This is a genomic window from Paracraurococcus lichenis (genome assembly GCF_030657435.1).
GTDB classification, from domain to species: Bacteria; Pseudomonadota; Alphaproteobacteria; order Acetobacterales; family Acetobacteraceae; genus Paracraurococcus; species Paracraurococcus lichenis.
The window spans coordinates 1-10,654 of sequence record NZ_JAUTWS010000115.1 but is presented as its reverse complement, the minus strand read 5'-3'; the positions used below and the strand labels follow the sequence as shown (position 1 = coordinate 10,654).

The window sequence follows — 10,654 nt, the reverse complement described above, 5'->3', positions numbered from 1 at the left end:
TGTGCAGCCTGGCGCAGGACTGGCAGGCCCGCGGCAACCCGGCACTGCGGCTCTCCTTCGCCGCCTCCTCAGCTCTGGCGCGGCAGATGGAGCAGGGTGCGCCCGCCGACCTCTTCATGTCGGCCGACGAGCCGTGGATGGATTACGTTCAGCAGCGCGACCTGATCGTGAACGACACACGCGTCAGCCCGCTCGGCAACGCCCTGGTGCTGGTGGCGCCGGCGGATGCGGCACGGCCCGTGACCCTCGCGCGCGGCACGGATCTCGCCGCGCTGCTCGGACCACAGGGCTGGATCGCGACCGGCGACCCGGCGCATGTGCCGGTCGGCAAGTATGCTCAGGCGGCGCTGACCTGGATGGGGCAGTGGGACGCGCTGGCGCCGCGCCTTGCCCGGGCCGACAACGTCCGCTCTGCCCTACTCCTGGTCGAGCGGGGCGAAGCGCCATTCGGCATCGTTTACGCTACCGATGCTGCGGAGAGCCAGGGCGTCCGGGTGGTGGGCACCTTCCCGGCTGAGAGCCATCCGCCCATCACCTATCCCTTCGCGCTCGCCCGCCGCGCCGCCAGCAACGCCCAGGCGCGCACCCTGCTCGCATTTCTCGCAGGGCCGGAGGCCGCGCCGACTTGCCAACGCTTCGGCTTCAGCCTGTCGCGCTGACGGCATCATGGAATTGAGGCTGACCCTGGAGGAGCGGCGGTGGTCCGGCTCAGCCTGAGCAGAGAGTCCCGTTCGGTCATCGTCTCTTTGGTGGCGGTGGTGGTAGAATACCGGGGCATGAAGCCAGCAACGCTGAAGACCGGATCGACCATCGGCGCCCTCAGCCTACGGATCGATCTCGCCCACGGGCGCATTGGGCCCGGCAAGATCGATCTGCTGGAGGCGATCGACCGGGAGGGGTCGATTTCCGCTGCCGGCCGAGCACTCGGCATGAGCTACAAGCGGGCCTGGGACCTGGTGGACGCGCTGAACCAGATCCTCGGCGCGCCAGTCGTAGCGACCAGCCCGGGCGGATACCGCGGTGGTGGGGCCGTGCTGACCGATGCCGGCCGGAACCTGGTTGCTGATTACCGCGCCATCGAGCGCGCCGCCCAGCGCGCGGCCGAGCCACGACTCGCAGCGCTCGCCCGGCGCGCCCGCGCCTGAAGGGCCAGGCGCACTCTGCGCTTGCGCAATGAAATCGGCGATCTGGCGAAAAGCGGGCCCTTCACAAGGACCGCGTCAAGCTCGTCGAGGGAGGGTGGGAAAGCGTGGGCACCACGCGTGGCCAGCATCGAACCGGATAGCCTGTCCTGACGGTTCCGGGTAGCAGCTGACGCGAGGGGAGGGCGATCGTGCGCCCGTCACACGCAGGAGACCGCCATGGCGAGGATTGAGACCATCGAGGCGCTGGAGGCCTTTTACGGCCCGGTCGGTGAGGCCTCCACGGCCAAGGTGGCGGACCGGGTGACGCCGGAATACCGCGCCATGATTGAGGCCGCCCCGTTCGCGGCCCTGGCCACGGTAGGGCCGGAGGGCCTGGACTGCTCGCCCCGAGGCGACCTGGCCGGCTTCGTGCGGGTGCTGGACGAGCGCACGCTCCTGCTACCCGACCGGCGCGGCAACAACCGCGTGGATAGCCTGCGCAACATCATCCGTGACCCCCGGGTCGCACTGATGTTCCTGATCCCAGGCTGGGGCAATGCCCTGCGGGTGAACGGCCACGCCCACCTCGAGGCGGATCCTGAACTGCTCGGCAGCTTCGCGGTGGAGGGCAAGGCGCCGCGCTGCGTCGTGGTGATCGCGGTTGGTGAGGTGTACTTCCAGTGCGCCCGGGCGGTGATACGGGCGGGCCTGTGGGATCCCGCACGGCAGGTCGCGCCTTGCGCCTTGCCGACCCCGGGGCGTATCCTGGCTGCGATGAGCGAGAACCGGGTCGGCGGCGACGCGTACGACCGCGACTGGGCCGGCCGGGCAGCCGCGACGATGTGGTAGTCGCACCGTACCGGGTCTGGGCGGAAGCAGGCCGCTCCGCCGCTTGGTGGCGCTATATTTTTGTGCCAATAACGCCTTGCTGATTGCCTCTCCGCAGGTGGTCTGACAGCGTCGGAGGCGCCTGTGCCTTTTCTTCTGCCTGATGCGCGGCTCGACGCCATGCTGCACGAAGGCGCCGCCTACGGCGACATGACCACCTTGGCGCTCGACATCGGCAGCAGGCCAGGCCGCGCGATGCTGCAGGCGGGCAGACCGATGACGGTCTGCTGCGTCGAGGAGGCCGAACGGCTCTTCCTGCTCGCCGGGTGCACCGTGGTGCGCCGCTTTGCAGCGTCTGGCTGTCAACTCGAGCAGGGTTCGCGGATCCTGATTGCCGAAGGACCAGCCTACGCGCTGCACTTCGCCTATCGCACCGCCCAGGTGCTGATCGAAGATGCCCCGGGTGTGGCGATGCGGGCGCGCCGTATCCTCCTCTCGGCGCGGCGGGGTCGGCACGACATCGCGGTCGCCTGCATCCGCAAGCACCTGCCCGACACCAAGGATGCGATGCTGAAGGCCGTGCTGGGCGCCGGCTGCAATGCGCACCGCCACGACCTATCCGAGAGCATCCCCGTCTTTGCGCAGCATCGCGCCCTCCTTGGCCGGACGCCCCCGCGCGAATGGCTCGCTCGGCTCCGTGCCGCCCAACCGGAACGCCGCGTCGTGATCGAGGCGGAGAGCGTCATGAGGCAGTGCTGTTCGCCAACTCCGGCGCGGACTGCGTGCAACTCGACCGCATGGTGCCGGAGCAGGTAGCCGAGGCGGTGCGTGCCATCGCGGGGCTCGGCCGGCCGGTAGCGGTGGCCGCTACCGGCGATATCCATGAGGGCAATGCCACGGCCTACGCGGCCGCCGGCGTCGACGTCCTCGTGACCTCGGCGCCCTACGCCGCCCCGCCCCTTGACGTAACCGTGGCTATGGTCGATGCCCAGGCCGCAACGCAACAAAGAGGCCAATCATGAGGATTTCCGCCCGCAACCAGCTGCCCGGCAAGATTGAGACCGTGAAGCCTGGTGCGACGACGGCGCACATCACCATCAAGCTTGATGGTGGAGCGACGGTCGTTGCTTCTATCACCAACGAGGCTGTCACCGAACTTGGATTGCAGCAGGGTGACAGCGTCTATGCCGTCATTAAGGCGTCCGACGTGATGGTCGGGAAGGCATGACCAACGCGGCGGCGACGGCAATTCCGGTCTTGCTGAGGTTGCACGCCGCGACCATAGGGCTGCGCGGCTTCACAACGGGATCGCCATTCGCCGTAAGGCCGCTGGCGGTCTGGTCGTCCACCTCCGGTTGCGCGGCCACTCGCGGCTCGGTCCTGCGGCGGGGCGCGCTGTCCGGCACGTGCTCGCGCCGGTTCAGGCCGACGCGGCAGCGGGTGGGCAGGAACGCCAGCTTGGGCGCCGTCGCCTACCCGGCGTCAACCTCATCCGCGGCAACGGAGACGTCGCCGGCATCTTCCTCGTCATGCAAGACGCGGCGGATGTTGCGCCGGATGATCGTCAGGACATGGTCCGCGGCGGCGATCTCATCGGCCGAGAGTCCGGCCAGGATCTCCGCATTCAGCCTGCGCCCTACCTCCACCATGCGGGCCTGGATCTCGTGACCCTTGGCGGTGACGAAGACCCGGTGGATCCGGCGGTCCAGGGCATCGCCCTTGCGGATGACCAGCCCCGCGGCCTCAAGCCGGTCGATCATTGACCCGACCGTGACCTTGCCCAGGCCGAGCAGTCGCGCCAGCTCCGCCTGTGTCATAGCGCCCGCCTCCTTGCGCGAGAGTTGCGCCAGCACGGACCATTGCGCCCGGGTGACGCCGTGCGGCCGCATCTCCTGGTCGAACAGGATCTGGCGCAGCCGCGAGGCATCGTGGATCAGGAAGCCAATGCGGAACTCGCCGCGTGGCCTGGTTGGGGCGCTCATGCCGGTTGCTCCGGCCCCGGTCGGGTCAAGGGGCTACTCCCTGGGCAGGCCGGCGGCCTGGGCGATGCGGCCCCAGAGCGCAATCTCCCGCCGCTGGAACACCGCCAGCTCCTCCGGTGTCGTCGTCGCGGCGATAAGGCCGAGCCCGAGCGACACGCGCCTCCCGCCCTCGCTACCGAGGATCGCCCGGATGCCGCGGTTCAGCCGGTCCTGGACCGCCGACGGGCTGCCGGCGGGCAGGAAGACCGCGACCCAGGAGGCGAATTCGTAGCCGGGCACGCCGGCCTCCTGCAGAGTTGGCACGTCGGGTAGCATCGGGATCCGCTCGGCCGTCGTGGCGCCGAGGGCGCGCAGCGTCCCGGCGCGGATGTGCTCCCCCGCGGCGGCGAGGTCGCTGACGAGGAACTGTAGCCGGCCCGCCAGCAGATCGGTCACTGCCGCCGGTGTCCCACGATAACTGATCTGCTCTGCCTCGATCCCGGCGAGACTCTTCAGCAATTGCGCCGCAGCCAAGCTGCCGATGTTACCGGTGCCATAATTCAATGAGCCGGACCGCTGGCGTGCCACGGCGAGGAATTCCCCCACGGTTCGCGCGGGAAAGTCGGCGCGCACCATCAGCACCAGGGGCGCCAAGCTGGTCAGCGTCACCGGCAGGAAGCCGCGGACCGGGTCGAAGCCCGGCTCCCGCGCCAGGTGCACGCTCGCGGCATGGGTGGAGTTGGTGGCGAAGAACAGGCTGTAGCCGTCCGGTGCCGCGCGGGCGGCTTGGCGCGCGGCGATCAGCCCGTTGCCGCCCACCACGTTCTCGACCACCACCGGCTGGCCGAGGCCCGGCGTGAGCCGCTCCGCGACGAAGCGGGCGATGCCGTCGGTCGCGCTGCCGGGCGGGAAGGGGACGATGGCGCGCAGCGGCCGAGCGGGCCAGCTCTCCGGCTGGGCGCGCGCCGCCGCGGGGGCCAGGCAGGCCGCCAGCAGCGCCCTACGCCGCATCGCCGGCCCCGCCGATGGCGCCCGCCACGCGCAGAGCCGCGATCTCCTCCGGCCCGAAGCCGTAGGCGGCCAGGACCTCCTCCGAATGCTCGCCAAGCAGCGGCGGCGGCGAGGCGACCCCGCGCGGGCGGCCGTCGAACTGAATGGGCTGCGCCAGGGTCTTCAACGGCCCGAGCGCCGGATGCTCGTAGTCCAGCACGACGCCGCGGGCCGCGGTGTGCGGGTGCGCCAGCAGCTCCGCCAGGGTGTTGATGGACGCGCAAGGAATGCCGATGCGGCCGCAGAACTCCACCCATTCCGCGACGGTCCGGGTGGCGGCGATGTCCTGCACCAGGGCGACCGTCTCGGCGAAGTGGCGCACTCGGTCGGCATTGGTGCGGAAGCGGGGATCCTCCGCCAGCTTTGGCCGGCCGATGCCGGCGGCGAAGCGTCGCCACAGGTTGTCGCTGGCGATGCCGATCAGGACCGGCCCGTCCGAGGCCTCGAAGGCCTGGTAGGGGCAGAGAGATTCATGGCCGCTGCCGCTCTTCTCCGGCAGCGTGCCCTTCTCCCAGTAGATCTGCAGGCTGTAGCCCAGCAGCGCGGCGGCGGTCTCGAAGAGCGACACCTCCAGCCGGCACCCCCGGCCGGTCCGGCCGCGCTCCAGCAGCGCCGCGAGGATGCCGGAGAAGGCGTGCATGCCGGTGCCCTGGTCGATCGGCGAGAAGGGGCTGCGGATCGGCCCGCCGCCGCGCTCGCCGGTCATCGCCATGATGCCGGAGAAGGCCTGCAGGATGACGTCGTAGCCGAGGCCCTGCGCCAGTGGCCCGCTGCGGCCGAAGCCCGGGATGCTGCAGTGGATCAGCCGCGGATTGGCGGCGCAGAGCCGCTCGGCGCCGATGCCGAGCCGCTCGGCGACGCCGGTCGCATAGCTCTCGATGACCACGTCGGCCTCGGCCGCCATGCGCCGTGCCGCCGCCTGCCCGGCCTCCGTCTTCAGGTCGAGTGCCAGGCTGCGCTTGTTGCGGTTGGCGCTGAGGAAGACCGCCCCGACCCGCACCTCCCCGCCGGTGCGGAAGGGCGGCCATCCCCGCGTGTCGTCGCCGCTGCCCGGCGGTTCGATCTTGACGACATCCGCCCCGAGGTCGCCGAGCCACTGGCCGCAGAGCGGCCCGGCGAGGACCTTGGAGAAGTCGAGGACGCGGATACCCTTGAGCGGCGTCATGCCGCCACCCCGGTCGGCCGCCGCCCGTCGGATCGCCTGCTGCTCGGCCCGGGATCGGACTCCATGGCGCTGCCTCCAACATGCCCTTGCGGCCAGATCGTACGCAGGCTTACCATAAGCCAACGAACGAACGGAGGAAAGGTCGATGCTCCGCCGGCCGCGCGCGGTCTTCAGCGAGGACCACGAGATTTTCCGCCAAGCCGTGCGCCGCTTTGTCGAGGTGGAGCTGGTGCCGCACCACCCGGCCTGGGAGGAGGCGGGCATCGTGCCGCGGGAGGCCTGGCGGAAAGCTGGCGCGGCCGGGCTGCTGTGCTGTGACATCCCGGCCGACTATGGCGGTGCGGGCGGCGATTTCGGACATTGCGCCGTGGTGACGGAGGAGCTGGCGCGGGCGAACCTGAGCGGCCCGGGCTTCGTCGTCCATTCGGACATGGTCGCCACCTACATCACCCGCTTCGGCACCGAGGAGCAGAAGCGCCGCTGGCTGCCCGGCATGTGCGACGGCAGCCTGATCGGCGCCATTGCGATGACCGAGCCCGATGCCGGCAGCGACCTGAAGGGCATGCGGACGCGGGCGGTGCGCGACGGCGGGGACTACGTCGTCAGCGGCCAGAAGACCTACATCTCCAACGGCCAGAACGCGCATCTGGTCGTCACCGCGGCCAAGACCGATCCGGCGGCCGGCGCCCGCGGCATCAGCCTGATCGTGGTGGAGACCGACACGCCCGGCTTCCGCCGCGGGCGCAACCTCCACAAGCTCGGCATGCCCGCGGCCGATACCTCGGAGCTGTTCTACGACGAGGTGCGGGTGCCGGTGGCGAACCGCCTGGGCGAGGAAGGCCGCGGCTTCGCCATGCTGATGACCAATCTGGCGCGCGAGCGACTGGTGCAGGCGGTGCGCGGCAGCGTGGTGGCGGAGACCGTGATCGACTGGACCGTCGCCTACACCCGCCAGCGCAAGGCCTTTGGCCAGACCATCGCCGACTTCCAGAACACCCGCTTCGTGCTGGCCGAGCTGGCCGCCAAAGCGGCCGCCGCGCGGGCGCTGACCGATGGGCTGATCGCGCTGCAACTGGACGGCACGCTGGATCCGGTGGAAGCCGGCATGGCCAAGCTGTTCTGCACTGACCTGCAATGCGAGGTGGTGGACCGCTGCCTGCAGCTCTTCGGCGGCGCCGGCTATATGATGGAGACATCCATCGCGAAGGCCTATGCCGACGCGCGCATCACCCGCATTGCGGGCGGCGCGGCGGAGGTGATGAAGGAGATCATCGGCCGCAGGCTGTTCGCCGATGCTGGCCAATAAATCAGGGAGGAAGCGGGCCGCATGAGCGAGCGCACGCTGCGCGGGAAGGTCGCGATCGCCGGCATCGGCGAGACGACCTACTACCGGCACGGCCAGTCGCCGGATGCCGAGTTCAAGCTGGCGCTGATCGCCATCCTGGAAGCCTGCAGGGACGCCGGCATCGACCCGCGGGAGGTCGACGGCTTCGCCTCCTATGGCGGCGACAGGTCGGAGGCGGTGCGGCTGGCGGCGGCGCTTGGCATCCGCGAGCTGCGCTTCTCCAACATGCACTGGGGCGGGGGCGGCGGCGGGGTCGCGGCCTCGGTCGCCAATGCCACCGCGGCGGTGCATGCGGGGATGGCGAATTGCGTCATCGCCTTCCGCTCCCTCGCCCAGGGGCAGTTCGCCCGCTACGGCCGCGGCAACCAGGCGGCGGTGGTGGGCGGCGACGACGCCTTCCTCGCGCCTTATGGCCTGATGTCGCCGGCGCAGCGCTTCGCCATGAAGATCACCCGCTTCATGACCGACCACGGCATCCGCCACGAGGCGCTCAGGGCCATCGCCATGGCCTCCTACCACCATGCGCAGACCAACCCGCGCGCGGTGATGAACGGCCGGCCGTTGAGCGAGGAGAAGTACGACGCCTCCCGCTGGATCATCGAGCCCTTCCACCGCCTCTTCGACTGCTGCCAGGAGAATGACGGCGCCGGCGCGGTCCTGGCGGTGCCGGCCGGGCGTGCGAAGGACCTGCCGCACAGGCCGACCTACCTGCTCGGCGCGGCGCAGGGCGGGCACCACCGCAGCGCGGCCCCCGTGCACAACGCGCCCGACTATGCCTCCGCCCACTTCAAGACCGTCGCGCGCAACATGTGGGACATGGCGAAGCTCGGCCCCGGGGACTGCGACGTGGTGCAGGCCTATGAGAACTTCACCGGCGGCGTGCTGCTGAGCCTCGTCGAGCACGGCTTCGTCGATCCGGAGCGGGCGAACGAGCAACTGGTGCTGGAGAACCTGCTGGCGCCCTCGGGGAGGATGCCGATGAACACCAGCGGCGGGAACCTGGCGGAGTGCTACATGCACGGGCTCGAGATGGTGAACGAGGCGGTGCGGCAGCTCCGCGGCACCGCCTGCAACCAGGTACCCGATGCCAAGGTCGTCGCGGTTCTCGGCGGACCGATGGTGACACCGGTCAGCAGCCTCGTCCTCGGCACGGAGGCCAGCCTGTGAGCACCACTGCCCTTCCTGCCGGACTGCCCGCGCCGGCGATCGAGTCCCTGACGAAGCCCTATTGGGACGGCACACGCGCCGGCCGGCTGGTCGTCCAGCGCTGCCGCGGCTGCGGGAAACATCAGTGGAGCCCGGAATGGATCTGCCACCGCTGTCATTCCTTCGACCTGGGCTGGGAGGAGGTGGCGCCGCGCGGCCGCATCTGGTCCTGGCAGCGGCCGCACCACCCGGTGCACCCGGCGCTAAACGGCTATGGCCCCTACACCATCGTGCTGGTCGAGCTGCCCCATGCCGATGGCGTGCGCATGGTCGGCAACCTGCTCTGCCCGCCCGACGCGCCGGTGACCATCGGCGCGGAGGTGGAGGCTGTGTTCGAGCCGCATGACGAGGCGCACCCGCCCTACACGCTGGTGCAGTGGCGCGTAGTGGGAGGCTGACATGCCCGGCTTGTGGTTCGAGGAATTCGAGATCGGCCAGGTCTTCCGCCACGCCATGCGGCGGACGATCACCGAGGCGGACAACACCTTCTTCTCCGCCCTCACGCACAACCCGGCGGCGCTGCACCTCGATGAGGAATACTGCCGCACCGAGACCGAGTTCGGCACCCGCATCGTCAACAGCGCCTTCACCCTCGGCCTGATGGTCGGCATCACGGTGGGCGACACCACGCTCGGCACCACCGTCGCCAATCTGGGCTGGGACGAGGTGCGGTTCCCGAAGCCGCTCTTCCACGGCGACACCATCCGGGTGGAGTCCGAGGTCGTCTCCAAGCGCGAGAGCAAGTCGCGGCCGGGCCAGGGGATCGTCGAGTTCATTCACCGCGCCTTCAACCAGAAAGGCGAGCTGGTCGCCCACTGCAAACGTTCCGCCCTGATGAAGGGCAAGCCGGCATGAGCGCGCCGCCGCGCTCCTGGCTCTTCGTCCCCGGCGACAGCGAGCGGAAGCTGGCCAAGGGGGGCGAGAGCGGCGCGGATGCGCTGATCCTCGACCTCGAGGATTCCGTCGCTGCCGCCCGCCGGCCGGTCGCGCGGGGGATGGTGGCGGAATACCTCTCCGCCCATGCCGGAGTGGAGCGGCGGCCGCGGCTCTGGGTGCGCATCAACCCGCTGGACGGCGAAGGCCTGATCGACGCCGCCGGGGTGGTGCGCGCCGGGCCGGACGGCCTCGTCATCCCGAAGGTCGCAGGGCCGGCGGAGCTGCTGCAAATCTCGCATTGGCTGGAGGCGCTGGAGGCGCGCGACGGCATCGCCCCGGGCAGCGTCAGGCTGCTGGCGGTGGCGACGGAGACGCCGGCGGCCGTGCTGCAGCTTCCGGACTATGCGCGCGTGCCCGTGTCGCGCCTGGCCGGCCTGACCTGGGGGGCGGAGGACCTGCCCGCCGCCATCGGCGCCGCCGGCAACCGGGACGGCAGCGGCACCATGGCGCTGACCTACCGCATGGCGCGCTCGCACTGCCTGCTGGCCGCCGTCGCCGCCGGCGTCCAGCCGATCGACACGCTCGAGCCGGACTTCCGCGACGAGGCCGCGCTGCGCGTCGCCTGCGCCACCGCCCGGCGGGAAGGCTTCACCGGGAAGATCGCCATCCACCCCGCCCAGGTCGGCCCGATCAACGAGGGCTTCCGCCCCAGTGCGGAGGAGGTTGCCTTCGCTCGCCGGGTGGTGGAGGCCTTCGCGGCCAGTCCCGGTCTCGGCACCATCGGCCTCGACGGCAAGATGCTGGACATGCCGCACCTGCGCCAGGCGCAGCGCGTGCTGGCCGCCGATGCCGCCTTCGGACCTGGAGACACCTGAACCGTCCAAGACAAGCACCTGGGAGGCATGTTGGTGCAGGGATCGTCGGATCGAGCGGGGTCGGGTAGGCTCGGGTGGGGGCGAGCCCTCGTTCGAGGGAGGGCCACCATGCCGTTCAAGGGCAATGCCGACCGCCGACACCATATTCCAGCTCAGCAGCGCCGGGTAAAGAACTGGGCCGAGTACGACGCCGGCCTGCGCGCTCGCGGCAGCCTCACCGTCTG

14 protein-coding genes are annotated in these 10,654 nt (G+C 70.5%); 11 read left to right on the top strand and 3 right to left on the bottom strand.

All coding sequences use genetic code 11. The features are described 5' to 3' along the window. The 6 genes from modA to Q7A36_RS35775 form a co-directional block, all read left to right on the top strand. Window positions 1-659 (top strand): molybdate ABC transporter substrate-binding protein (modA, locus tag Q7A36_RS35800; RefSeq protein WP_305108583.1); only part of this gene is annotated, 659 nt, incomplete at its 5' end. 39 nt (window positions 660-698) lie between these two features. Beyond that, on the top strand, window positions 699-1,145 hold the full coding sequence (locus Q7A36_RS35795; protein WP_305108582.1) for a winged helix-turn-helix domain-containing protein: 447 nt from the start codon (window positions 699-701) through the stop codon (window positions 1,143-1,145). Window positions 1,146-1,361: 216 nt separating this feature from the next. Next, a complete protein-coding gene (locus Q7A36_RS35790) occupies window positions 1,362-1,973 on the top strand; it encodes a pyridoxamine 5'-phosphate oxidase family protein (protein WP_305108581.1) in 612 nt (203 codons plus the stop codon). A gap of 123 nt (window positions 1,974-2,096) precedes the next feature. Beyond that, window positions 2,097-2,768, top strand: coding sequence for a beta/alpha barrel domain-containing protein (locus tag Q7A36_RS35785; protein WP_305108580.1), 672 nt, complete (start codon window positions 2,097-2,099; stop codon window positions 2,766-2,768). Beyond that, window positions 2,735-2,974, top strand: coding sequence for a beta/alpha barrel domain-containing protein (locus Q7A36_RS35780; protein WP_305108579.1), 240 nt, complete (start codon window positions 2,735-2,737; stop codon window positions 2,972-2,974). The genes Q7A36_RS35785 and Q7A36_RS35780 overlap by 34 nt, the downstream gene beginning before the upstream one ends. Next, on the top strand, window positions 2,971-3,180 hold the full coding sequence (locus tag Q7A36_RS35775) for a TOBE domain-containing protein (protein WP_305108578.1): 210 nt from the start codon (window positions 2,971-2,973) through the stop codon (window positions 3,178-3,180). Before Q7A36_RS35780 ends, Q7A36_RS35775 begins: the two co-directional genes overlap by 4 nt. 244 nt (window positions 3,181-3,424) lie before the next feature. On the opposite strand, the gene Q7A36_RS35770 is transcribed toward Q7A36_RS35775, so the two are convergent. The 3 genes from Q7A36_RS35770 to Q7A36_RS35760 are packed head-to-tail and all read right to left on the bottom strand — an operon-like array spanning window position 3,425 to window position 6,128. Further along, a complete protein-coding gene (locus Q7A36_RS35770; RefSeq protein WP_305108577.1) occupies window positions 3,425-3,934 on the bottom strand; it encodes a MarR family winged helix-turn-helix transcriptional regulator in 510 nt (169 codons plus the stop codon). A gap of 33 nt (window positions 3,935-3,967) precedes the next feature. Next, entirely contained in the window at window positions 3,968-4,924 is a 957-nt protein-coding gene (locus Q7A36_RS35765) for a Bug family tripartite tricarboxylate transporter substrate binding protein (RefSeq protein ID WP_305108576.1), read from the bottom strand. Then, window positions 4,914-6,128 carry a CaiB/BaiF CoA transferase family protein gene (locus Q7A36_RS35760; RefSeq protein WP_305108575.1) on the bottom strand — a complete coding sequence of 405 codons (1,215 nt, stop codon included), beginning with the start codon at window positions 6,126-6,128 and terminating at the stop codon, window positions 4,914-4,916. The genes Q7A36_RS35765 and Q7A36_RS35760 overlap by 11 nt, the downstream gene beginning before the upstream one ends. Window positions 6,129-6,273: 145 nt before the next feature. Here Q7A36_RS35760 and Q7A36_RS35755 point away from each other — a divergent pair, with 145 nt between their 5' ends. Genes Q7A36_RS35755 through Q7A36_RS35735 form a run of 5 tightly spaced genes read left to right on the top strand, consistent with a single transcriptional unit; the run spans window position 6,274 to window position 10,430 of the window. After that, window positions 6,274-7,434, top strand: a complete 1,161-nt coding sequence (locus Q7A36_RS35755; RefSeq protein ID WP_305108574.1) for an acyl-CoA dehydrogenase family protein — start codon at window positions 6,274-6,276, stop codon at window positions 7,432-7,434. 21 nt (window positions 7,435-7,455) lie between these two features. Further along, the gene (locus Q7A36_RS35750) at window positions 7,456-8,640 is read left to right on the top strand and encodes a thiolase C-terminal domain-containing protein (RefSeq protein ID WP_305108573.1); all 1,185 of its coding nucleotides are present in this window, start codon (window positions 7,456-7,458) and stop codon (window positions 8,638-8,640) included. Beyond that, the gene (locus Q7A36_RS35745) at window positions 8,637-9,077 is read left to right on the top strand and encodes a Zn-ribbon domain-containing OB-fold protein (protein ID WP_305108572.1); all 441 of its coding nucleotides are present in this window, start codon (window positions 8,637-8,639) and stop codon (window positions 9,075-9,077) included. Before Q7A36_RS35750 ends, Q7A36_RS35745 begins: the two co-directional genes overlap by 4 nt. A gap of 1 nt (window position 9,078) precedes the next feature. Beyond that, the gene (locus Q7A36_RS35740) at window positions 9,079-9,534 is read left to right on the top strand and encodes a MaoC family dehydratase (protein ID WP_305108571.1); all 456 of its coding nucleotides are present in this window, start codon (window positions 9,079-9,081) and stop codon (window positions 9,532-9,534) included. Further along, window positions 9,531-10,430 carry an HpcH/HpaI aldolase/citrate lyase family protein gene (locus tag Q7A36_RS35735; protein WP_305108570.1) on the top strand — a complete coding sequence of 300 codons (900 nt, stop codon included), beginning with the start codon at window positions 9,531-9,533 and terminating at the stop codon, window positions 10,428-10,430. Before Q7A36_RS35740 ends, Q7A36_RS35735 begins: the two co-directional genes overlap by 4 nt. Window positions 10,431-10,654 lie beyond the last annotated feature (224 nt).

Coding starts and splice junctions, on each gene's coding strand:
- Q7A36_RS35750 (WP_305108573.1), top strand. CDS start 7,456: ATGAGCGAGCGCACGCTGCGCGGGAAGGTCGCGATCGCCGGCATCGGC.
- Q7A36_RS35790 (WP_305108581.1), top strand. CDS start 1,362: ATGGCGAGGATTGAGACCATCGAGGCGCTGGAGGCCTTTTACGGCCCG.
- Q7A36_RS35760 (WP_305108575.1), bottom strand. CDS start 6,128: ATGACGCCGCTCAAGGGTATCCGCGTCCTCGACTTCTCCAAGGTCCTC.
- Q7A36_RS35765 (WP_305108576.1), bottom strand. CDS start 4,924: ATGCGGCGTAGGGCGCTGCTGGCGGCCTGCCTGGCCCCCGCGGCGGCG.
- Q7A36_RS35735 (WP_305108570.1), top strand. CDS start 9,531: ATGAGCGCGCCGCCGCGCTCCTGGCTCTTCGTCCCCGGCGACAGCGAG.
- Q7A36_RS35755 (WP_305108574.1), top strand. CDS start 6,274: ATGCTCCGCCGGCCGCGCGCGGTCTTCAGCGAGGACCACGAGATTTTC.
- Q7A36_RS35770 (WP_305108577.1), bottom strand. CDS start 3,934: ATGAGCGCCCCAACCAGGCCACGCGGCGAGTTCCGCATTGGCTTCCTG.
- Q7A36_RS35775 (WP_305108578.1), top strand. CDS start 2,971: ATGAGGATTTCCGCCCGCAACCAGCTGCCCGGCAAGATTGAGACCGTG.
- Q7A36_RS35740 (WP_305108571.1), top strand. CDS start 9,079: ATGCCCGGCTTGTGGTTCGAGGAATTCGAGATCGGCCAGGTCTTCCGC.